Genomic DNA, 23107 nt, shown 5'->3' with positions numbered 1-23107 from the left:
GGTACCTCGCGAGTTGGAAGTAGGTCGAGATTGCGATGAGCACTCGATGAGTACGCGATGAGTACGCCCATGAAGTAGCGACGGTCCGGTGGACAACCCGGACCTAGAAGGAGCGATGTGGCTAAGGTCCGGGTATACGAACTCGCCAAGGAGTTCGGTGTTGAGAGCAAGGTCGTCATGGCCAAGCTCCAAGAACTTGGTGAATTCGTCCGTTCGGCGTCCTCGACGATCGAGGCGCCTGTAGTCCGCAAGTTGACTGACGCTTTGCAGGGGCCCGGCGGCAACGCCGGCAAGTCCGCTGCCAAGCCCGCGGCGCCGCGCAAGGCAGCGCCCGCCAAGCCGGGTGCCCCCACTCCGGGTGCCCCGGCCCGTCCCGCAGCCCCGGCCCCCAAGCCGGCCGCGGAGACTCCCGCGACGCCCAAGCCCGCGGGTGGCGCGCCGACCCCCGGCCCGCGCCCGGGTCCGAAGCCCGCCCCGGCGGCTCCGGCCAAGCCCGCGCCGGTCACCCCGGTGCCCGCCGCGGAGTTCTCCGCGCCGGCCCCGGCCCAGCCGAGCCAGCAGGCCCCCGCCGGCCCGCGCCCCGGCGCCACCCCCGGCCCGCGTCCGGCCCGTCCGGCGCCCGCCGGTCGTGACGGCGGTCAGCGCGAAGGCGGCCGCCCCGAGCGTGCCCCCCGTCCGCAGGGCCAGGGTGCCCCGCGTCCCGGTGGCGCCCGTCCGGCCGGTCCCCGTCCGGGCAACAACCCCTTCACCTCCGGTGGCTCCACCGGCATGGCCCGCCCGCAGGCCCCCCGTCCCGGTGGCGCCCCGCGTCCCGGCGGCGACCGGCCCGGCCCCGGCGGTCCCCGTCCGCAGGGCGGTCCCGGCGGTGCTCCCCGTCCCCAGGGTCAGGGCGGCGCCCGTCCGAGCCCCGGTGGCATGCCTCGTCCGCAGGGCGGTCCCGGTGGCGCTCCGCGTCCCGGTGGCGCTCCGGCGGGCAACCGCCCGAACCCGGGCATGATGCCGCAGCGTCCGGCTGCCGGTCCCCGTCCGGGTCCCGGTGGCGGCGGTCGCGGTCCCGGCGGCGGCGCGGGTCGTCCCGGCGGTGCCGGTCGTCCCGGCGGCGGCGGCTTCGCCGGCCGTCCGGCCGGTCCCGGTGGCGGCGGTCGTCCCGGTGGCGGCGGCGGTTTCGCCGGTCGTCCCGGTGGCGGTGGCGCTCCCGGTGGTGGCGGCGGCTTCGGCGGTCGTCCCGGCTTCGGCGGTCGTCCCGGCGGTCCCGGTGCCCGTGGTGGCACGCAGGGTGCGTTCGGCCGTCCCGGCGGTCCGGCGCGTCGTGGTCGCAAGTCGAAGCGGCAGAGGCGCCAGGAGTACGAGGCCATGCAGGCCCCGTCCGTCGGCGGCGTGATGCTGCCCCGCGGTGGCGGCGAGACCATTCGCCTGTCCCGTGGTGCCTCCCTCACCGACTTCGCGGAGAAGATCGGCGCCAACCCGGCGTCGCTCGTCGCCGTGATGATGAACCTCGGCGAGATGGTCACGGCCACCCAGTCGGTGTCCGACGAGACGCTGACGCTCCTCGGCGACGAGATGAACTACCAGGTTCAGATCGTCAGCCCCGAGGAGGAGGACCGCGAGCTGCTCGAGTCGTTCTCCATCGAGTTCGGTGAGAACGAGGGCGGCGAGGAGATGCTCGTCTCCCGTCCGCCGGTCGTGACCGTCATGGGTCACGTCGACCACGGTAAGACCCGACTGCTGGACGCCATCCGCAAGACGAACGTCGTCGCGGGTGAGGCCGGCGGTATCACGCAGCACATCGGTGCGTACCAGGTCGCCACCGAGGTCAACGGCGAAGAGCGCGCCATCACCTTCATCGACACCCCGGGTCACGAGGCGTTCACCGCCATGCGTGCCCGTGGTGCCAAGTCGACCGACATCGCGATCCTCGTGGTGGCGGCCAACGACGGTGTCATGCCGCAGACGATCGAGGCGCTGAACCACGCCAAGGCGGCCGACGTGCCGATCGTGGTCGCGGTCAACAAGATCGACGTCGAGGGTGCCGACCCGACCAAGGTGCGCGGTCAGCTCACCGAGTTCGGTCTGGTGGCCGAGGAGTACGGCGGCGACACCATGTTCGTCGACATCTCCGCCAAGCAGGGTCTGAACATCGACTCCCTGCTGGAGGCCGTCGTCCTCACCGCGGACGCCTCGCTCGACCTGCGCGCCAACGCGGAGCAGGACGCGCAGGGTATTGCGATCGAGGCCCACCTCGACCGTGGCCGCGGCGCCGTCGCCACCGTGCTCGTCCAGCGCGGTACCCTCCGCGTCGGTGACACGATGGTCGCCGGTGACGCCTACGGCCGTGTCCGCGCGATGCTCGACGACAAGGGCCAGAACGTGGAAGAGGCGGGTCCCTCGACCCCGGTCCTCGTCCTCGGTCTGACCAACGTCCCGGGCGCCGGCGACAACTTCCTCGTCGTCGACGAGGACCGCACGGCCCGCCAGATCGCCGAGAAGCGCGCTGCGCGTGAGCGCAACGCCGCCTTCGCCAAGCGCACCCGCCGGGTGTCCCTCGAGGACCTCGACAAGGTGCTCAAGGCCGGTCTGGTCCAGGATCTCAACATCATCATCAAGGGCGACGCGTCCGGTTCGGTGGAGGCTCTCGAGTCCTCGCTGCTCCAGCTCGACGTCGGCGAAGAGGTCGAGATCCGCGTGCTGCACCGCGGTGTGGGTGCGGTCACCGAGTCGGACATCAACCTGGCGACCGGCTCCGACGCCATCGTCATCGGCTTCAACGTCCGCGCCGAGGGCCGTGCCACGCAGATGGCCGAGCGCGAGGGCGTCGACGTCCGCTACTACTCGGTCATCTACCAGGCGATCGAGGAGATCGAGGCGGCCCTCAAGGGCATGCTGAAGCCGGAGTACGAAGAGGTCGAGCTGGGTACGGCGGAGATCCGCGAGATCTACCGCTCGTCCAAGCTGGGCAACATCGCGGGTGTTCTCATCCGCTCCGGCGAGGTCAAGCGCAACACCAAGGCTCGCCTCATCCGCGATGGCAAGGTCATCGCCGAGGACCTCACGATCCAGGGTCTGCGCCGCTTCAAGGACGACGTCACCGAGATCCGCGAAGGCTACGAGGGCGGTATCAACCTCGGAAACTTCAACGACATCAAGATCGACGACGTCATTGCGACGTACGAGATGCGCGAGAAGCCGCGCGGCTGATCTGCGTAGAGCGACCGGGGCCGGTCGGCGGAATATTTCCGTCGATCGGCCCCGGCCGTTGCATGTACGGTTCTAAGAGCTCGTACAAACAGCTGCCTCCCGGCCACCGCCGGGGGTACCCCACACGCCTCCCGGGTGGGCTTCACCCGTAACGCATGTATGTAGGGACACTGTCCTTCGACCTCCTCCTCGGCGACGTCCGGTCGCTGAAGGAGAAGCGCTCCGTCGTCCGTCCGATCGTCGCCGAGCTGCACCGCAAATACGCGGTGAGCGTGGCGGAGGTCGGCGACCAGGACCTCCACCGCAGGGCCGAGATAGGCCTGGCGGCGGTCTCGGGGGACGCGGCGCACCTCATGGACGTTCTCGACCGCTGCGAGCGCCTCGTCGCCGGGCGGCCGGAAGTGGAACTGCTGTCGGTACGACGGCGGATCCACGGCGACGACGACTGATGACTGAACCGAAGAAGAAAGAAGTAGGCGCATGACCGACAACGCGCGGGCGCGCAAACTGGCCGACCGCATCCGGGTGATCATTGCGGAGACCCTCCAGCGCCGGATCAAGGACCCGCGGCTCGGCTATGTGACCATCACCGACACCCGGGTCACGGGCGATCTGCAGCAGGCCACCGTGTTCTACACGGTCTACGGCGACGACGAGGAGCGGGCCGCCTCGGCGGCCGCGCTGGAGAGCGCCAAGGGCATCCTGCGCTCCACGGTCGGCCGGGAGACCGGGGTCCGCTTCACGCCGACCCTGACCTTCGTCCCGGACGCCCTGCCGGACAACGCCCGGACCATCGACGACCTCCTCGCCAAGGCCAAGGCCAAGGACGCGGAGGTCCGTGAGGTGTCCTCGGGCGCCCAGTACGCCGGTGACGCGGACCCGTACCGCAAGCCCGGCGAGGACGAGGACGGCGTCGACGACGCCGGTTCGGACGGCTCGGACAGCAAGGGCGCAGCCTCCGAATGAACGACCAGGCAGCAAGCGAGCGTCCGGTGACCCCGGCGGCCGACGCGGGCGCCCGGCCCGCCGCCGAGCCCGCCCGGGCCGCCGAGGCCGCGGAGGCCGCCGAGCCCAAGGGGTCCGCGGCCCGGCCGGAGCGCCCGAAGGCGAAAGGCCCCCGCAAGGCCTGCCCGGACGGTCTGGTCATCGTCGACAAGCCCGCCGGTTTCACCTCGCACGACGTCGTCGCCAAGATGCGCGGCATCGCGCGGACCCGCAAGGTCGGCCACGCCGGCACCCTCGACCCGATGGCGACCGGTGTGCTCGTCCTCGGTGTCGAGCGGGCCACCAAACTGCTCGGTCACCTCGCACTGACCGAGAAGGAGTACGTGGCCACCATCCGTCTCGGGCAGAACACCGTGACGGATGACGCCGAGGGCGAGATCACCTCGTCCGCCGACGCCTCCGAGGTCACCCGCGAGGCGATCGACGCCGGGGTCGCCAAGCTCACCGGCACGATCATGCAGGTCCCGTCGAAGGTCAGCGCGATCAAGATCGACGGCAAGCGGTCGTACGCCCGGGCCCGCGAGGGCGAGGACTTCGAGATCCCGGCCCGCCCGGTGACGGTCTCCTCCTTCGCGGTGCACGCCGTGCACCCGGCCGAGGCGGCGGACGGCACCCCGGTGCAGGACCTCCTCGTCTCCGTCGTCTGCTCGTCGGGGACGTACGTCCGGGCCCTCGCCCGCGACCTCGGCGCCGACACCGGCGTCGGCGGCCACCTCACGGCGCTGCGCCGCACCCGGGTCGGCCCCTACGCGCTGGGCGAGGCCCGCACGCTGGACCAGCTCCAGGAGGAGCTGACCGTCATGCCGGTCGCCGACGCGGCCGCCGCGGCGTTCCAGCGCTGGGACGTGAACGAGGAGCAGGCCCGCCTGCTCGGCAACGGCGTCCGGATCAAGGTCCCGCTCTTCGACACCACGGGACCGATCGCGGTCTACGGCCCGGACGGCCGGTTCCTGGTGCTGGTGGAGAACCAGGGCGGCAAGGCGAAGAGCCTCGCGGTCTTCGGCTGACCTTCCGCCACCGGGCCGAGCTTCCGGTACGGCACAGAGGGCGGGCGCACTGCGCCCGCCCTCTGTCGTGTTCGGCGCCGTCGTCGCGCCGCACGCGATACCCCGGTCCTGCCGTCTATCCATCCGGCACGGCGGATTCACCCCAATGGGCAGGCGCTCGAAGTGAACAACGGGGGTGGAGGGGGGCGCGTTCGGCTTGTGATCTGTCCCGCCGATCATCCGCTGCCTACGGTCGGAACGAACCGGCATGGCGGGGAGGTATCGGCGGATGAGTCTTCGGCGGGCCGATGCGGACGAATCGTTGGTGCGTATCCGCGATCTCGCCGGGCGGCCACGCGGCACGGGTTTCGTGGCCGACGACCGCGGCACCGTGATCACCAGCCACGAGGCGGTCGACGGCCTGGCCCGTCTGGTGCTGCACGCGCCGGGCGAGCGCACGTGCCTGGTCGGCGTCGAGGCGGTCACCCCCCTGCCCGGCGCGGACCTCGCCCTCGTCCGCACCGAGGGCCTCCGCGTCCCGCCGCTGCCGGTCGCGGGCACCGAGTGCGTCGAGGGCGGCACGAAGGTCCGGCTGCGGGCGGGCCGCTGGCAGACCGCCCAGGTCGTCGGCGACGCCCTGGTGATCTACACCGCGACCGACCGCTTCCATCTGCTCGGCGCCGCGCTGGAGCTCTCCCTCGGCGAGCGTGACGGGCTGCGGCTCGGCGAGGAGGCCACGGGCGGCCCCGTCATCGACGCCCGCACCGGTGCGGTCGTCGCCGTCCTCGGTACCGCGCTCCACACCGAACAACGGGCCGGCGGCTTCGCCATCCCCCTGCGCGCCGCCGCCGCGACGGCCCCGGACGGGCCCCTGGCCGAACTCCTCCGCCGCAACGCGGCCACGGTCCCCGCGTACGGCCCCGAGCTGAATCTCGCGGGCGGCCTGCAGCTCACGGCGACCTCCCTCGGCCCGGCCACGACCTCACTGGCGTGGAGCGAGCCCGTGGCCCGCCCGGAGGCCGAGCGGGAGTTCGCCCGGTTCCTGAGCGAGGACGACGACACCACCGCGAGCGAAGGCCCCGGCGGGCGGAACGACGGTGCCGGCGCGGGCCGGGGAGGGCCCGGCGAGGACTCGGCGGCATCGTCCGGAGGCTCCGGGGACGCCGGACCGGGCAGTGATCAGGGGAGCCGCCCCCGCGGTGGCGGGGGCGGCCGGGCCGACGGCCTGGCGCCGGAAGCCGGCGGGACCCGCCGGGGTGACGGCCCCGAGCCGGACGACGGCCCGCCGGGCCGTCCGGGTGCCCGGAGCCGCGAGGCAAGCGTGCTGGGACTGGTCGGCGACCCCGGCACGGGGCGTACGACCGAGCTGGCGGCGCTCGCCGGGCGCCGGACGCGGGGGGACGAGCCCGCGCCGACCGTATGGCTGCGCGGCGCGGACCTGCGGACCGGGGACGAGAGCGTCCGGGACGCCGTCGCGCGGGTGCTGGAGACCGCGGGACGGATCGTCGCCGCCTCGGCCGGCGCCGACGGCACGGTGGGAGACCCCGCCGACGCCACCCCGGAGGCCGTCGCGGAGATGGCGCACCAGGTGGGCCGCCCGCTCCTCGTCCTCCTCGACGGCCCCGAGGAGATGCCGCCCGGCCTCGCCCACGCCCTGCCCGCCTGGACGGCCGCGACGGCGGACTGGCTGGAGAAGACGGCCACCCGGCTGATCGTCGCCTGCCGCCCGGAGCACTGGGAGAGCGCCGGTGCCCACTTCCCGCGCGCCGCGCTGCACGTGCCGTCACCGGCGACCCACCTGCGCACGCTGCCGCCCTGCGTCCTGCTCACCGACCTCGCGCCCGGTCAGGCCGCCGAAGCCCGTGCCGCCTACGCCATCGCCCCCGACGCGGTCTCCCCGGCCGATGCCTGCCACCCCCTCGCCCTGCGGCTGCTCGCGGAGGTCCAGGCCGCGCTCCCCGGCGGCAGGGCGGCCGGCGACGCCGGGGACCGGGCCCCCGACCGGTGGGACGTCTTCTCCGCCTACCTCGATCTGGTCTGCCTGCGGATCGCCGTCCGGCTGGCCGCCGCACGCACCCCGCCCCCGCGCGGTGCGGCGGTGCGGCGGCTCGCCACGCGCGTCGCCGGGCAGGTGCACGAGGCCGCGCGGCGGTGCCTGGGGCCGGGCCAGGGGGAGCTGGAACGGGAGGCCTTCGAGGAGCTGTTCCCCTGGCGCACCGGCTGGGCCTCCGCGGTGCTGACCGAGGGCCTGCTCGTACCGGCCGGCACGGGCTACCGCTTCGCGCACGAGGAGTTCTCCGACTGGCTCCAGGGCGCCCACCTCGACCTCGACACCGCGCTGCACGCCCTGGTCCACCACTGGTACGAGCCCGAGGGCACCCCCGGGACGGCCACCGCGCGGCTGCCGTCCCGGCGGGAAGAGGAGCCCGCCCCGACGCCGGCGGCCCGCCGCCGCGCCCGGCGCGGCGGCGACACCGGGCGGAAGCCGTCCCGGCCGCTGCCCGTCCCGCGCCACCGCATCGGCCCGGTCCTCCAGGCGCTGTTCCTCCTCGCCCGCCGCTCCGGCCCCGCCGAACTCTCCCGCCGCCTCGGCGCGCTGGTCCACGCCGTCGAGACGCTCCCGCTCCGGTCCATGCCGGCCCCCGAGGAGGAAGGGCCGGAACCGGACGCGGGAGCGACGCCGCCGGAGCCGCCGCCGGCCGACGACCAGGCGCCCCGGACCGTCCCCGACCCCGTCTGGTGGGCCGCGCACCTGCTCGGCGAAGCGTTGCTGCGCGTCCCCGACGCCACCCCCTACCTCGACGTCCTGCACCTGCTCGCCGAGCGCGTCACCGCCCGCTCCCTCGCCCACGGCGGCTTCGACGGCGGGGCCACCCGCACCTTCGGCGGCCTCGCCGAATTCGGGCCGTGGTTCTGGCTCCGGCTGCCGCTCGGCACCGCCGACCGCCTCGACCTGCTGCGCGTGCTGCTCCCCGCCGACGGGCCGCCCCCCGGCACCGCCACCGTCCCGCAGCGGCCCGCGCCGCAGCCCGACCGCTTCCTGACCGCCGTGGCGACCGTGCTCACCGACGACCCGTGCACGGCACAGCCCCTGCTGTGCCGCTGGTTCGGCGACGACCGCCCCCTCCAGACCGCGCCCGACGGCGGCGCCCCGTGCTTCGGGGTGCGCCCCACCGTCTCCACCGCCGCCCAGGCCCTCCTGCACACCCACCGCGGGCGCGCCGTCGACGACCTGGCCGAGGCCCTCGTGGACGCCGCGCACCCCCGCGCCGACGAGCTGCTGTCCGCCCTCGCCGAGGACGAGCCGTCCGCGCTGTGCCGGGCCGTCGACCGCTGGGCCCACCACGACCGCGTCGAACGGCACGTGGCCGCCGCCGCGTACGCCCTCAAGGCCGCCCCGAACGTCACCACCGAGGCCGACCGGCAGCTGCTGCGCTACTCCGCGCTCGCCCTGCTCGACCGCCCCGCCGAAGGCACCCTGCACGGAGCCGCGCTCGCCCTCCTCGTCCGCGACCGGCAGACCCGCTCCAAACATCTCCCGCAGGCCATCGCCCGCTTCACCGCCGGCGACCCGCACCTGCCGCCCGGTGCCCTCGCCGCCGCCCTGACCACCCACCCCGAGCCCGTCCTCGCCGCCTTCCGCGCCCGGCTGTACCAGCCGGGGGAGGGGCCCGGCGACGTGCTGCGCACCCTCGCCGAGGTCACCACGCCCGCCCTCGCCCGCCGGGCGGCCGCGCTCGTGCGCGAGCACCTGGAGCACCACCCCGAGGGTGCCGGGCACGCCGCCGCGTTCGTCGACCGGCGGCTGGAAGCGGGCCCGGCCGGCCGGGCCGTCCTCTTCCCGCTGGTCGCGGATCTGCTGCGGACCCACCCGGCCCAGGTCCGCCGGGCGCTCGCACCGGTACTGGCCGCCCCCGGTACGCCCGTGTCGCGCCCGCTGCGCCAGGAGCTGCTGGAGGTGCTGCTGGAGTGCGAGCAGTACGGGCCGCACGAGCGGGACGTCACCGTCCTCGACACCCTCCTGCGGGCGGTGGTGGGCGGGTCCGGCGAGCGCAGCGCACGGACCCGGGACCTCGTCCACCGCACGGGGCTGCTGATGGCCCGTACGCCGGAGGGAGCCGCCTGCTTCGACCGGCGGCTCACCCAGCTCGCCCGTGACGTGCCGGCCTTCGGCGCCCAGGTGCGGGGGTGGCTGCGGACCGCGCCGGCGCAGTGGGCGATGGTGGTGAGCCCGGGCGTGCGCGTCAGGCTGACGGCCGAATCGCCGGACGCTGACATTCCGGATTCCGCGGCCGACGCGGCGGACCCGGTGACGGCGGCGGACCCGGCGGCCGGTGCCCCGGCCGATGCGGACCGCCGTCTACCGGCATGGCACTCTTAGTCCTGCGTAATCACAGACAAAGGTTCGGGTTCGGGCGAGGAGCGGGCAGAGTGCAGCGCTGGCGTGGCTTGGAGGACATCCCCCAGGACTGGGGGCGCAGCGTCGTCACCATCGGCTCGTACGACGGCGTGCACCGCGGGCATCAGCTGATCATCGGCCGTGCGGTGGAGCGGGCGCGTGAACTGGGCGTGCCCTCGGTCGTGGTGACCTTCGACCCGCACCCCAGCGAGGTCGTCCGTCCGGGCAGCCACCCGCCGCTGCTGTCCCCGCACCACCGGCGCGCGGAGCTGATGGCGGAACTCGGTGTGGACGCGGTGCTGATCCTGCCGTTCACGGCGGAGTTCTCGAAGCTTTCGCCCGCCGACTTCGTGGTGAAGGTGCTCGTCGACAAGCTGCGCGCGCGCCTCGTCGTCGAGGGCCCGAACTTCCGCTTCGGCCACCGCGCGGCCGGTGACGTCGGCTTCCTGACGGAGCTGGGCGGCACCTACGACTACGACGTCGAGGTCATCGACCTGTACGTGACCGGCGAGGCGGGCGGCGGACTGCCGTTCTCCTCCACCCTGACCCGGCGTCTGGTCGGCGAGGGCGACGTGGCGGGTGCCATGGAGATCCTCGGCCGTCCGCACCGGGTCGAGGGCGTCGTGGTGCGCGGCGCGCAGCGCGGCCGCGAGCTGGGCTTCCCGACCGCCAACGTGGAGACGCTGCCGCACACCGCGATCCCGGCGGACGGGGTCTACGCGGGCTGGCTGACCGTCGGCGACGAGTCGATGCCCGCGGCGATCTCGGTCGGCACGAACGTGCAGTTCGACGCCACCGAGCGAACGGTCGAGGCCTACGCCATCGACCGGGTCGACCTCGATCTGTACGGGCTGCACGCCGCCGTGGACTTCCTCGCCTATCTGCGCGGGATGGAGAAGTTCGCGTCGATCGAGGAACTGCTGGACCGCATGGCGGACGACGTGAAGCGGGCCCGGGAGCTGGTCGCGGCCCACGACAGCGCCGCCGCGGTCGGCTGACGCCGCCGCGCGTCCCGCGTACGAGGGAAACGAAGGGCCCCGGGCTGCGACGCAGCCCGGGGCCCTCTCGCGTCCGCCGGGATTACCGCTGCGGGGGGTACTGCTGGGGGTAGCCGTAGTCACCCTGCGGGGGAGGCTGCTGCCAGCCGCCCGGCTGCTGGTACGGGCCCGGCTGCTGGTGGGGCTGCGGATGCCCGCCGTAGGGGTTGGGGGCCGGGGGCGCGCCCTGGCCGGGGTACCCCGCCGGGCCGCCCTGGCCGGGCTCCGGGGCGTAGCCGCCCGGCACCGGCGGGGCCAGCTGCGGCGGCTGGTTGCCGCCGTGCGAGGTCCACAGGCCCTGCTGCTGCTGCGCCCGCACGAAGTCCTCGGCGACCATGGCGGACAGGTTGAAGTACGCCTCGCGGGTCTTCGGCCGCATCATGTCGAGATCGACCTCCGCGCCCGCCGCCAGGTGCTCGTCGAACGGCACGACGACGACACCGCGGCAGCGGGTCTCGAAGTGCGACACGATGTCCTCCACCTTGATCATCTTGCCGGTCTCCCGGACCCCGGAGATGACGGTGATGCTGCGCGAGACCAGCTCGGCGTAACCGTGCGCGGAGAGCCAGTCCAAGGTGGTGCTCGCGCTGCTCGCCCCGTCGACGGACGGGGTCGAGATGATTATCAGCTGGTCGGCGAGGTCGAGAACGCCGCGCATGGCGCTGTAGAGCAGACCGGTGCCCGAGTCGGTGAGGATGATCGGGTACTGCTTGCCCAGGACGTCTATCGCCCGCCGGTAGTCCTCGTCGTTGAAGGTCGTGGAGACCGCCGGGTCCACGTCGTTGGCGATGATCTCCAGACCGGAGGGGGCCTGCGAGGTGTAACGGCGGATGTCCATGTAACTGTGCAGGCCCGGGATCGCCTGCACGAGGTCCCGGATCGTCGCCCCGGTCTCACGGCGCACCCGGCGCCCGAGCGTTCCGGCGTCGGGGTTGGCGTCGATCGCGAGGATCTTGTCCTGGCGCTCGCTGGCCAGCGTCGAACCGAGCGCGGTGGTGGTCGTCGTCTTGCCGACACCGCCCTTGAGGCTGATCACCGCGATGCGGTAGCAGGACAGCACCGGCGTCCGGATCAGCTCCAGCTTGCGCTGCCGCTCGGCCTCTTCCTTCTTGCCGCCGAACTTGAACCGGCCGTTGCCGCTCTGCTTCCTCGGCTTGGGCTTGTTCTTGAGCAGCCGCTCCGAGGACAGCTCCACCGCCGCGGTGTAACCGAGCGGCGCCCCGTGCACGGACCGCTGCCGCTGCTCGGGCGTCACGGCCGGCCAGCCGCCGGTCCGCGGGTCGACGGGGGCGCCGGGCCGCGCCGGGTCGGGCATCGCGCCGGGCGGCACCGGGGACGCGGCGGGCGGCAGCGCACCGGGCGCCGCGTAGGCGGCGTGCGGGGCCTGCGGCGGGCCCGGCTGAGCCGCCGGGTACGGGCCGGGCTCCACGGGGCCCTGCTGTCCGGGCACCGGCTGCCCGGGGACGGCGGCCGGGGGCAGCGCCCCGGGCCGGTCGTACGAAGGCTGCGGGGCGGCGGGGCCGTGGCCCTCCGGCAGCGGGTAGCCGTAGCCCTGGGGAGCCGGGGCGGCCGGCGGCGCGGTGGGGGCCGGGGCGCCCGGCGCGTCCGCGCCCGGGTAGCCGTAGCCGCCCTGCGGCGGTGCGGGAACGGCGGCGGGAGCGTCCTGTGCGTCGGGGCGCGGGTAGCCGTAACCGCCCGTGCCCTGGCCTTCCTCGCGCGCCGCCGGGGCCGACGCGGCGGCGTGCGGGGGCTGCGGCTCCGGCTCGGGGGCGGCTTCCGCGTCCGTACGCGGGTAGCCGTAACCGCCGGTCGGCGCGGGGGAGTCGGCCTCGGGCGCCGCCGGAGGGTTCTCGGCGGACGAAGCACTCGGCAGCGGCCGTCCGGTGGGCGCGGACGCGGCCTCCACGTCGGGGCGCGGGTAGCCGTAACCGCCCTCGGGAAGAGCGGGGGCGGGAACGGCCGGGGGTGCGGGGGGTGTCGCCGGGGCCGGGGCGCTCGGCGCGTCCGGGCCCGGGTAGCCGTAACCGCCCTGCGGTGCCGCCGGGTTGGGCGGCGCGGGGAAGGACTGCGGGGCCGGCTGGGCGGCCGGCGGCGGCGTCGGCGCCTCGGGGCCGGGGGCGGGCGTGGCGGCGTCCGGTGCCGGCGAAGGCCACGCCTCCGGGCTCGCGGGCGGGAAGTTCGGGGGGAGCGGCGGCAGCGAGATCCGCGGGAACGACGGCGGATCCCAGGACTGGGCTGCCGGACCGTCCGTGACACCCGAGCCGTCCGGGGTACCCGGGGTGTCCGGGGTACCCGGGGTGTCCGAGTCGTCCGAGGTGGCGGAGGCCGCCGGAGCGGGGGCCGTGGGAGCCTCGTCCGTACGGGCCTCGGCCTCGTGGGACGGACGCGCCGCGGTATCGGCTTCGGCACCCTGGGCACCCGCGCCGTCCGCGACGGCCTTCGCCCGGTCGTCGGGGCCCGCGGCCTCGTCCGGGGCGGGCGGCCACGGCAGCGGGGCACCGGTGGGCGGCGGCGGAACGTCGTCCGCCCCGTCGGGCTCGCTCACGGCGGCAAAGGCGCCTTCGGCGGAAGTGCCCTCGGCGGTCTCGGTCGCGGGGGCCGCCGCCGGGGCCGGGGCGGGCGCCGGGTTCTGCGTGTACCAGGCGGGCGGCGAGTAGTCGATGGTGAACTCGCCGGTGTGCTCGTAGTCGTGCCCGGCGTCGGACCGGTCCTCGCCGGCTGTGTCCCCTGCCGCGCGGATCTCGTTCCGATCGCTGCCCACAATTCCTCCTGCTGCTGGTTTGGTCCGGCGCCCGATTGATCCGCCTGTCGGGGCCGACCGTTCGCGTCGTCCGCCTGCCCGGTCCCCCATGGGTGACGCGAGGGGCCCGGCGTCGGGTTCTCCCGTGCGTACGCACACCAAGACTAATCGTCATCCGCATCGCCACGGCAGGCCCGTCCCCGACCCATCAGCCGCCCCCGCCGTCACCTGCCCGCCGGCACCCGTTTTCGGCGTCCCGGCCGTCTCCCCGGCATACAGGCGCACGCCCACGCGGAACGTACGCACGGCGGCCGCTTCCTGACATGTCCCGTTATCTGCCGCGTATTTCATGGGGGACCGGCGGTTTTCCCGGGGAACCGGCGGCCAGGGCCCGTCCCTCAGTCCATGCGGCGCTCGGCACCGAGCAACCCCGCCTCGGGCTCGGTCGGTCGCGTGGTGACATACATCCGCGACCGGGGATTGCACCACAGGGTGACACCGTCCGGGAGCGTGGACAGCGCGTCCACATCCTTGTGCGGCAGCCCCATGACGCGGCCCGCCTGCCGCGCCTCCTCCGGCGAGACACGCTGGACGCCGACGAGGTCCGCGCTCCCCATCAGCCGCTCGGCGACGGGACTCAGATAGGGCAGCAGGGTCAGCACGGACTGCCAGGGGGCGGGTCCCACGCGCCCCCGGGGCGGTCGCGCGCCGCAGTCACGGACGACCAGCACGGGGCTGTGCACCGACGGGCCCTGCGGCGGCATACGGCCCACGTCGTGCAGGGTGACGCACTGCTGCCCGCTGTTGGCGGCCTGCGCGAGCCCCGTCCACAACGGCCGGCGCCCGGTCTCGACGGCGACCCGGGCCCCGGTGGCGACGGAACGCACGGCGATGATCTGCGCCGTCCACGCCCCGCCGACCAGGACCACGTCGAAAGGGCTGGGACGGCCGAGGCCGAGGACCGCGGGGGCGCCCTGCGCGTCGGAGCCGATGACGACACCGTCGTCCCCCACCGGCAGCGCCAGTGCGTCGAACTCCTCCGCCGACAGCTCGTGCCGCCCGCGACGGGGCCCGGGCAAGCCGAACCCGAAACGCGGCCGACGGGCCGCCGGGGCGGGAGCGGGCGTCGCCGCGGGCACCGGCGGCGGGAAGGGCGTGGTGGGATGCGTCAACGGGTCCCTCCCAGCGGCAGTGTGGCGAGGACACCCGGCACCTGCTCGCGGTCCAGCCGGACCAGTCCGGCCTTCACCGCCCGCGCGATCCGCTCCATCTCCCGGCCGAGCGCCGCGAGTTCATCGGCGCCGCGCCCGGTGATCCGCACATGCCCCGTCACCGTCGGCGCGTGCCGCCCGCCGCGCGTGCGGCCGCGGCCCAGCGTCACGCTCAGGGTCGTCGCCAGCGCGGGCAGGGCGGTGAGCAGCGCGGCCAGCTGCGGCAGGGGAGTCGCCGCCGGGCCCAGCCGTGGCCAGCGGCCCACCCCGTACGTGGTGTGCCACCGGTCGTCGCAGCGCCAGGCGCGGGCGGTCTCGGCGGTACGGCGCACGGCCGTCCCCGTGCGCCCCGCCTGGGCCGTGGCCATCGGATTGACACTCGCGGCCGTGGCGATCGCCGCCGTCAGCTCCTCCTCCGACAGCACCACGGCGCTGAAACCGGCGCCGTGCAGCCGGCTGGCCAACTGGTCCGCCGCCCGCAGCACACAGCGTCGCGCGCCCGTCGCGCCGCCGCCGCGCGCGGCGACGGCCTCCGGGCACAGCTCCGGGTCGAATTTGAGCGCCACCCAGGTCAGCCGCACGGCGGGGGAGCCCGTCAGCGCCTGCAGCGGCGCGTAGCTCCGGGCGGTCAGCGTCTGGGCGGGCAGATGCGGGGCGGGGGACGGCAGGGTGCTCTGCACGACCTGGACGGACTCCAGCCGGATGCCGTCGACGTCCATCGCGTCCCGCAACAGGGCCAGCGGCAGAGCCTTCTCCGCGCGGTGCGCGCGCAGCGGTGCGTCCACGGCCTCGATCCGCAGCACCGCCGTCAGGAACGTCCCGTCCCCGACCAGGCCCACCACGCGGCGCTCGCGGGCGGTGAACGCCTCGGTACGCAGCGCGGGTTCGCACTCCACGACCGGCGCGAGCCGGGGATCCGTGCCCGGCGCGGCGGGCTCCGCCGCGCGCCGCGTCCGCCGCCGCAGCGCCAGACCCGTGGTCAGCCAGTCCACGACCGGCCGATGACCCCGCCGCAGTACCGCCAGGAGCAGCAGCGGCACGGCGAGCACCGCCGCTACCACCAGCGCCGCCCGGCCCGCGGCCCACCCGAGCAGCACGACGGCCACCGCCATCTCGACGAGCACGAGCTGCCGCAACGGCGACGACCCGGCCCCCCGTGCGGGGCGCGGGAGCACCGCACCACCCGAAGGCGCCGGAGGGGTGGCGGAGTCCGGCCGGGGCGCCGGCCCCGGCCGGCCCGCCGTGCCTCCCGCCGCCCGTACGCGCGTCGCGGCAGCCATCCCCGTCAAAGCCCCCTCGTATATACCGAAATGCACCGGCAATACCCGCGCCGAAATCGTGCACCATCCCTTGCGGGACAGATCCCCGACGTCGGGCTTCCCTCGCCTACGGGCATAGTAGAGGGTCGGTACGACACCGGGGCCGAGGGCGGCGCCCGTCAACCGAAGCCGAATACTGGGGAGAAACGGCGCAACATGGCATCACGGCGGGATGAACTCAACGCCTACACTTTCGCGAAGAAACGGACAGTTGCCGCCTTTCTGCGACCCTCGCCCAGCGGAACGGAAGAGGGAGCGCCGCGCCCGCTGCGCACCGTGCTCCCCGGCATCGTCGTCGGCGCCCTGCTCGTGGCGGGCTTCGGCGCGTGGGGCATGTTCAGACCCACCGCCCCCAAGGGCTGGGACACCCCCGAGGCCCACGTCATCGTCGGCAGCGAGTCCACCACCCGCTACGTCGTCCTCATGACCGACGGCAAGAAGCAGCTCCACCCGGTGCTCAACCTGGCCTCCGCCAAGCTTCTGCTGACCCCTGACAAGGCATCCGTCATCAAGGTCCGCGAATCCGAACTCGACAACGGCCATATTCCGCGCGGGCCGACTCTCGGCATTCCCTACGCGCCGGACCGTATGCCCAGTGCCGGTCAAGCGGGCAAACAGAAGCAGTGGGCGGTCTGCCAACAGCCCGGCGGCAACGGGAAAACCACTCAAAAGGCGGTCTTCCTTTTCTCGGACCGTGACCCGAAGGGGAAACGGCTGAACGGATCCCAACGGCTGCGGGGCGGCCAGGCCCTGTACGTTCAGGGCCCGGACGGCGCCCGCTATCTCATCGACCCCAAGGGCACCAAATACCTCATCGGCGGCCCCGACTGGCGCACCGCCGACACCGCCGAACACAACCTGCTGCTCCGCTCCCTCTTCCGCGACGGCGCGCACCCGCAGCCCGTCACGAAGGACTGGCTCGGCACGTTCAACGACGGCACGCCCATCACCTTCCCCAAGGTGCGCGGAGCCATCGGCGAACCGGCCGGCGTGCCCACGCTCGGCACCCGGGCCAACCGTGTCGGCACCATCCTCCAGGCCCCGGCCGGCACCGGCACCCAGCACTACGTCGTCCTGCCCGGCAAGGTCGCGCGGGTCTCGGAGTTCGTCGCCAAACTGCTGCTCAACAGCAAGGGGCTCGCCTCGCTCGGCCAGGCCGGCACGCCCGAGCGGGTCAGCGCCGCCGACTTCACCCCCGATGCCGAGGAGTTCTACGGCACCTCGCACTGGCCCGACCTGGTGCCGCGCCAGGCCAACTCCGTCGACGCCGGCGCGGGCGGCCACGACACCGTGTGCAGCCTGTTCGGCGGGATGAGCGCCAAGGGCACCCTCGACCTGGGCACCTGGGCGGGCACCGACTACCCCGCCACCATCCCCGACGGTGCCACCAGCGCCTACGTCACCCCCGGCTCCGGCCTCCTCTACCGGCAGGTCACCGGGCGCCAGACCAGGAGCGGCGCGGTCTTCCTCGTCGCCGACACCGGTCTGCGCTACGCCGTGCAGTCCAACAACGACAGCGCCAAGGACGCCTCGCGGATCGGCCGGAACCCCACCCCGGGGCCGGCCGAGGAGGCGGACCCCGCCGAAGCCGCCCCCGAGGCCGGCCGGCAGCAGCCCGACGAGGCCCGGACCAGACTCGGATACCGGGACGTCGACCCCGTGCCGGTGCCCGCGAACTGGTCCGCCTTCCTGCCGACCGGACCGCGCCTGGACTCCAACAGCGCCAAGCAGCCCCAGGGTTCGTAGCCTGATGAAGACCACACCCATGACCGCGACCCTGCTGGCGGCCCTCCTTATGACGGCCCTGAGCGGGGCCGCCGGCCCCCTGCCGGCCGCTGCCGGCCCGGCCGCCGAGGCGGCCCCCTGGACCCTGTCGGGAAGCGGCCAGTGCACGTACCCCGCGAAGCCCATCAAGGGCACGCCCTGGTCACTGCAACGCGTACTCCTCGACCAGCTCTGGCAGCACACCAAGGGCAAGGACAGCCACGGCCGCCCGGTACGCGTCGCCGTCATCGACACCGGCGTCGACACCAGGAACCCCCAGCTCAAGGACGCCGTGGACGTCGGCAGCGGCGCCGATCTGCTCACCGAGGCCAAGGACCGGGCCGCGAGCGCGAACAAGGCGGATAAGACAGACAAGGCAGGCAAGACAGACAAGGCTGGTAAGGCCGACAAGAACGGGCGCCGGAGCGAGGCCCGGGGCGGGAACGAGGGCGGAAACGACGGCGGGAACGAGGCCGCGGGCCAGGGAGCCACCGTCGACACCGTCGGCCACGGCACCAAGGTCGCCGGCATCATCGCCGCCCGCCCGTCCCCCGCCAGTGGCTTCGTCGGCCTCGCCCCGGAGTCCGTCATCATCCCGATCCGGCAGAACGACGAAAAGGGCACCGGCACCTCCCGGACCCTCGCCCAGGGCATCAAGAAGGCCGTGGACGAGGGCGCCCGCGTCATCAACATCTCCCAGGACACCACCGACCGGCTGGACCCCGACTCCGATCTGGAGCTGGCGGTCGAGGCGGCCCTCGCCCGCGACGTCGTCGTGATCGCCTCGGCGGGCAACGACGGGCAGGACGGCAAGTCGAAGGCCACCTACCCGGCCGCCTACCCGGGCGTGCTCGCCGTCGGCGCCTCCGACCGCAACAACGAACGCGCCCCCTTCTCACAGTCCGGCCCGTTCGTCGGCGTCGCCGCACCCGGCGTCGAGATGGTCTCCACCGTGCCCGGCGGCGGCCAGTGCGTCGACAACGGCACCAGCTTCTCCGCGCCCTACGTGGCCGGGGTCGCCGCCCTCATCCGGGCCAAACACCCCGACTGGCGACAGCACCAGGTCGTGGCGCAGATCGAGCAGACCGCCGAACGCGCCGCCGAAGCCCGCGACCGGCACATCGGCTGGGGAGTCGTCGACCCCGTCCGCGCCCTCACCGACGACGAGCACCCCATCGACCGCGTCACACCTCACCAAGGCCCCGCCCGCACCGTCGCGGCCCCACAGCCCGCAGCCCTGCCGCCGGGGGAGACACCCCAGGAACGTAAGGTGCGGCTCGCGACGTACGCCCTGGGCGGCACGGCCGTCCTGATCGCCGTGATCGCGGGCTCGGCCATGGTCGTAAGAGACCGCAAGCGCCGCCCCTCGCACCAGGCGGCACCGGCACGAAGGAACCCATGACTCAGCCACTTCCCCCACACGACGCGCAGCGCCCGCCCCGGCCCTGGGGCCCCTCCCCCGACCAGGCCCCCACGGCGGCACAGGGCTTCGGCCCGGCGCCGGAGCCGTTCGGCCCGGCCCCGGCCGGGAACGGCGGGCCGCCCTCGGGCGCCTCCCGCACGGGCGCACGCCGCAAGGGCCTTCTCATCGGGCTCGCCGTGCTGCTCGTCGCCGGAGCGGGCACGGGCGGCTGGCTGCTGTGGGGCAAGGGCGACGAAAAGGCGGCGCCCGAGGCGAAGCCCACCCGGTCCGTCGACGCGAAGCTCGACTGGATCGTCCCCATGCCCTCCCCGGACAAGGACCACGCCGACCGGGTGGCCCCGCTGTGGTTCGCCAAGGGCAACGTCGTGATGAACACGAAGAAGACGGTGACGGCCTACAGCGCCGCCACCGGAAAGCCCAGCTGGACCGTCCCCGTCCCCGGCTTCGCCTGCACGCGCTCGGCCAAGCCCGACGACGGCATCGCCGTGATCGTGTACGGCAAGGCCGAGTTCGAGTGCGACAAGCTGATGGCCGTCGACATCGAGCGCGGCCGTCAGCTGTGGACGAAGGACATGGTCAACGCGCAGGGCAACAAGGACATGCGCGGCACCGCCAACATCGCCATCAGCCGCGGCACGGTCAACGTGGCCGAGGTGGGCGAGGCCCTGGTCTACGACGCCAAGAGCGGCGCCAAGCGCAAGCCCCGCGACTACGGCTGCATGGAACGCGGCACGGCCGTCGAGGGCGACCGGCAGCTCACGGTCGCCCAGTGCCAGATCTTCGGGCGGCAGTTCGTGATGAACGTGGACCCGAAGACCGGCGTGGAGAAGTGGACCTGGAAGGTCATGGACGGCATCGAGGTGCACAACGTCCTCTCCGTCGACCCCCCGGTGCTGGCGGTGGGCCGGGAGAACGACAACTCGCCCTCGGACATCGTGACGCTGGACGACAAGGGTCATCTGAAGGCCCTGATATCCATCTCGGCGGGCCCGTACCACTTCGAGGAGTGCCGAAAGGGACAGCTGGCGTCCTGCGAGAGGACGGTGACCGACGGCAAGACGCTGTACCTCTCCACCCGCAGCGACAGGACGGACGACGACGGGGTGAGCGTCACCGCCATCGTCGCGCTCGACCTGGCCACGGGCAAGAAGCGCTGGACCGCCCCCCTCGGCGGCAACCGCGCCAACCGGCCCGTCGCCCTGCGCGACGGACGTCTGCTCGTCTACCAGATGGCCACCAAGGACGAGGGCGGCAAGCTGCTCTCCCTCGACCCGGCCGACGGCACCCCGACCGTCTACATGAAGCTGCCGCAGGAATCCGCCGAGCGCGAGTACTGGCTCGCCCGCCGCGGGACCGCCTACTTCCGTGACGACCGCCTCTACCTGGTCCCGGAAGAGGGCATGAGCGACCCCTCGATGATCATGTCGTTCCACTGACCCGCCCCTGTCAGCCCCGCCGAGCCACCAGAACCAGAACGCAGGAGTCCAGTCAGTGACGCAACCACCGAGCTACGGCTATCCGCACCAGCCGCCATCGGCGCCGCTGCCCCCGATGACACCGCCCTCCGGCCCCTCCGGCCCTTCCGCGCCCTCACCTCGCAGCGGTCCGCCCGCCTGGCGCAAACCGGCTCTCATAGGCCTGGTGCTCGCCGTCCTGCTCGCCGCGGGCGGCGGCGCCCTGTGGGCGTTCACCGGTGACGACTCGTCCGGTGCGAAGAAGCCCGCCGCCACCGCGAACGGTCCCGCCGCGGGCCGGGTCGCGTGGATGGCCAAGGCCCGCACCAAGCCGGAGAAGGACGCCAGGGAAGCGCTGGGCACCTGGTTCACCTCCTCGCTGGTGGTCAAGGCCGAGCCGGACATGGTCACCGCCTACAACATCAAGACCGGCGCGAAGAAGTGGTCGTTCCTCCTCCAGGGCCAGCTGTGCTCGGCCTCCCGGGAGTCCGAGGGGAACGTCGCCGTCATCGCCGCCAAGTTCAGCGGCGCCTGTACGCACCTGATGGCCGTCGACCTGCGCGACGGCCACCGGATCTGGGAGGAACTCCTCGTCCCGGAGAAGGACGCGGGCGATTCCCTCACGCCCGGTAAATGGGGCAAGGCCTCCCTCGAACTCGCCCTCCACGACAAGCACGTCTACGCGATCTGGGGCAACGGCGAACAGACGCGGCGCCTCAAGGACGGCAAGCGGGTCGAGGAGGAGAAGCGCGACGGCTGCGAAATGGTCGACTCCGCGGGCGGTGACCGGCTGATCGCCCTCACCTATTGCGGATCGGACACCATCAAGATCCGCTCGATCAACCCCGAGAAGCTGGAGAAGTCGCGATGGAGCCGCACCATCAAACGCAATGACGGCTACCTCTCCATCATCTCCACCAACCCGCTGGTCCTCTCCCAGGCCCCCGGCAACGGCGGCCCCGACAACCAGTACGACTTCATCGTGCTGGACCCGGAGAACGGAAAGGAAAAGGCCCGCGTCGCCTACAACAACCTCTGGGTGCGGGGCACCTGCTTCCTCGCCACATCCGGCTGCACCGGCGCTCTGGTCGACAAGACGACCCTCTACGTCGCCGGCCGCGGCGCGACCATGGCCTACGACCTCGCGACCGGCAAGGAGCGCTGGACCTTCAAGGCCGACGCCAACCGCCTGACCATGCCCGTATCGGTACGCGACGGCCAGCTCGCCGCCTACACCTTCGCCACCCCGGACCGCCCCGGCCGGCTCTCCTACGTCGCCACGTCCAGCGGAAAGGCGGTACGCGCCGTCGACCACACGGGCACGTCCGAGGACCTGAAGAACGAATCGGCCATGGCGAAATCCGAGGGCTTCCCCCGGCTGCGCAACGAACGCCTGCTCCTCGTGAACGACGGCGGGTTCGGATCCGAGGACAGCGGAATGGTCCTCGCGATCAGCGAGCCGGACCCCCGGTGAGTACGGCTACTCAGATCCACTGAGTAGCACAACTCAATGACTACTCAAATGAGTTGGAGGAGTCACCGCATGTGACTAGAGTGATGCGGTGGCACGGCCAACGGGGCGAATCCCAACAAGGAGACGGTGAATCATGTCCGGCAAGCTCAGTACGCATGATGAAAAGCTCAGGAAGGCCGTGGGCGACCTCGACGAGGTCAAGACCATGCTGGGCGACACCGTCCGCAACCTGACCACCGTCGTGGACGGCATCAGCTCCCACTGGCGAAGCGACGCCCAGGTGCAGTACGCCGAGCTGCAGCGGCGGGTGAACGACGACGTCCGGAAGCTCAACGAGTACCTGGACTTCACCCGCGAAGCCCTTCAGGCGAGCCGTGACGGGTTCAACCAGAACGAAGCGGACCGGCTGAACAGCTTCAAGATCGACGGCGGTGCCGGCAGCAGCGGTGTCCTGTCGCGCTTCAACGTCACCTCGTAGCACTCGCCCACGACGCAGCAGGACAGGGAGTTCCGATGGAAATCACATACGAAGGCGTCATCAACGCCTCCGATTCGGTGAAGAAGTCCGCCACGACGATGGCGCAGCGCCTCGGGGACCTGCAGTCGCAGGTCAAGAATGTCGTCGACGACTGGGACGGTGAGGCCAAGGAGGCCTTCTACGCCCGCCAGCGCGGCTGGGACGCCACGGCGCAGGACCTCACCCAGACCCTCCAGAAGATCGGCGACCTCCTCCGCGAGGCCACTCACAGCTACCAGGCCGTGGACAAGAAGAACGCGGGCCGCTTCTAGCGGTTCCGGTGACCTGATGCGGGGCGTGCCGGACGGACTGCCGTCCGGGCACGCCCCCTCCGCGTATCAGGGCTTGAGATCGAACTCGCCGTCCCGCACCCCGAGCACGAACGCGCGCCACTCGCCCTCGGTATAGCGCAACACGGTCTCGGGCTCGGCGGACGACCGCATGGCCACGGCCCCGTTGGCCAGATAAGCGATCTCGACGCGTTCCTCGGAGGTATCCCCGGGGGCACTGAGCCACTCGGCGTCGGAAATGTCCATGGCGTACAGCTCGGCTTTTTCTTGCTCGTCAGCCATTGTCGGGTTCT

General features: G+C 73.3%; 16 protein-coding genes. 12 read left to right on the top strand and 4 right to left on the bottom strand.

The window, feature by feature from the left end:
• Nucleotides 1-117: 117 nt before the first annotated feature.
• The 6 genes from infB to ACZ6MA_RS15720 all read left to right on the top strand — a co-directional run bounded on the left by infB (nucleotide 118) and on the right by ACZ6MA_RS15720 (nucleotide 10583).
• Nucleotides 118-3195 (top strand): translation initiation factor IF-2, encoded by a 3078-nt coding sequence (gene infB / locus ACZ6MA_RS15745; protein WP_469434184.1) that lies wholly within the window; start codon nucleotides 118-120, stop codon nucleotides 3193-3195.
• Nucleotides 3196-3350: 155 nt separating this feature from the next.
• Nucleotides 3351-3644, top strand: a complete 294-nt coding sequence (locus tag ACZ6MA_RS15740; protein WP_469434182.1) for a DUF503 domain-containing protein — start codon at nucleotides 3351-3353, stop codon at nucleotides 3642-3644.
• A gap of 31 nt (nucleotides 3645-3675) precedes the next feature.
• Nucleotides 3676-4161 carry a 30S ribosome-binding factor RbfA gene (gene rbfA / locus ACZ6MA_RS15735; protein ID WP_130880200.1) on the top strand — a complete coding sequence of 162 codons (486 nt, stop codon included), beginning with the start codon at nucleotides 3676-3678 and terminating at the stop codon, nucleotides 4159-4161.
• Nucleotides 4158-5207 (top strand): tRNA pseudouridine(55) synthase TruB, encoded by a 1050-nt coding sequence (gene truB / locus ACZ6MA_RS15730; protein ID WP_469434181.1) that lies wholly within the window; start codon nucleotides 4158-4160, stop codon nucleotides 5205-5207. The genes rbfA and truB overlap by 4 nt, the downstream gene beginning before the upstream one ends.
• Before the next feature lie 268 nt (nucleotides 5208-5475).
• Nucleotides 5476-9567, top strand: coding sequence for a trypsin-like peptidase domain-containing protein (locus ACZ6MA_RS15725; protein ID WP_469434179.1), 4092 nt, complete (start codon nucleotides 5476-5478; stop codon nucleotides 9565-9567).
• Nucleotides 9568-9617: 50 nt separating this feature from the next.
• Entirely contained in the window at nucleotides 9618-10583 is a 966-nt protein-coding gene (locus ACZ6MA_RS15720; RefSeq protein ID WP_469434178.1) for a bifunctional riboflavin kinase/FAD synthetase, read from the top strand.
• 82 nt (nucleotides 10584-10665) lie between these two features.
• On the opposite strand, the gene ACZ6MA_RS15715 is transcribed toward ACZ6MA_RS15720, so the two are convergent.
• The 3 genes from ACZ6MA_RS15715 to eccE form a co-directional block, all read right to left on the bottom strand.
• A complete protein-coding gene (locus tag ACZ6MA_RS15715; protein ID WP_469434177.1) occupies nucleotides 10666-13383 on the bottom strand; it encodes an SCO5717 family growth-regulating ATPase in 2718 nt (905 codons plus the stop codon).
• A 377-nt stretch (nucleotides 13384-13760) separates the two neighbouring features.
• Entirely contained in the window at nucleotides 13761-14534 is a 774-nt protein-coding gene (locus ACZ6MA_RS15710; RefSeq protein ID WP_469434175.1) for a hypothetical protein, read from the bottom strand.
• Entirely contained in the window at nucleotides 14531-15853 is a 1323-nt protein-coding gene (gene eccE, locus ACZ6MA_RS15705) for a type VII secretion protein EccE (RefSeq protein WP_469434174.1), read from the bottom strand. Before eccE ends, ACZ6MA_RS15710 begins: the two co-directional genes overlap by 4 nt.
• Before the next feature lie 195 nt (nucleotides 15854-16048).
• Between eccE and eccB the strand changes: the two genes are divergently transcribed.
• From eccB to ACZ6MA_RS15675, 6 genes are all read left to right on the top strand, one after another.
• Nucleotides 16049-17638, top strand: a complete 1590-nt coding sequence (gene eccB / locus ACZ6MA_RS15700; protein ID WP_469434172.1) for a type VII secretion protein EccB — start codon at nucleotides 16049-16051, stop codon at nucleotides 17636-17638.
• Nucleotides 17639-17642: 4 nt separating this feature from the next.
• Nucleotides 17643-19058, top strand: coding sequence for a type VII secretion-associated serine protease mycosin (gene mycP / locus ACZ6MA_RS15695; RefSeq protein WP_469434170.1), 1416 nt, complete (start codon nucleotides 17643-17645; stop codon nucleotides 19056-19058).
• Nucleotides 19055-20515, top strand: coding sequence for an outer membrane protein assembly factor BamB family protein (locus ACZ6MA_RS15690; RefSeq protein WP_469434168.1), 1461 nt, complete (start codon nucleotides 19055-19057; stop codon nucleotides 20513-20515). The genes mycP and ACZ6MA_RS15690 overlap by 4 nt, the downstream gene beginning before the upstream one ends.
• Nucleotides 20516-20570: 55 nt before the next feature.
• Nucleotides 20571-22007, top strand: a complete 1437-nt coding sequence (locus ACZ6MA_RS15685) for an outer membrane protein assembly factor BamB family protein (RefSeq protein ID WP_469434166.1) — start codon at nucleotides 20571-20573, stop codon at nucleotides 22005-22007.
• Between the two features lie 133 nt (nucleotides 22008-22140).
• Nucleotides 22141-22485, top strand: a complete 345-nt coding sequence (locus ACZ6MA_RS15680) for a WXG100 family type VII secretion target (RefSeq protein WP_469434165.1) — start codon at nucleotides 22141-22143, stop codon at nucleotides 22483-22485.
• 35 nt (nucleotides 22486-22520) lie between these two features.
• Nucleotides 22521-22796, top strand: coding sequence for a WXG100 family type VII secretion target (locus ACZ6MA_RS15675; RefSeq protein ID WP_469434163.1), 276 nt, complete (start codon nucleotides 22521-22523; stop codon nucleotides 22794-22796).
• A 66-nt stretch (nucleotides 22797-22862) separates the two neighbouring features.
• On the opposite strand, the gene ACZ6MA_RS15670 is transcribed toward ACZ6MA_RS15675, so the two are convergent.
• Nucleotides 22863-23096, bottom strand: coding sequence for a DUF397 domain-containing protein (locus ACZ6MA_RS15670; protein ID WP_469434162.1), 234 nt, complete (start codon nucleotides 23094-23096; stop codon nucleotides 22863-22865).
• Nucleotides 23097-23107 lie beyond the last annotated feature (11 nt).

The sequence above is a fragment of the Streptomyces sp. NPDC042259 genome (genome assembly GCF_055582085.1).
This window is presented reverse-complemented; position numbering and strand designations above follow the sequence as displayed.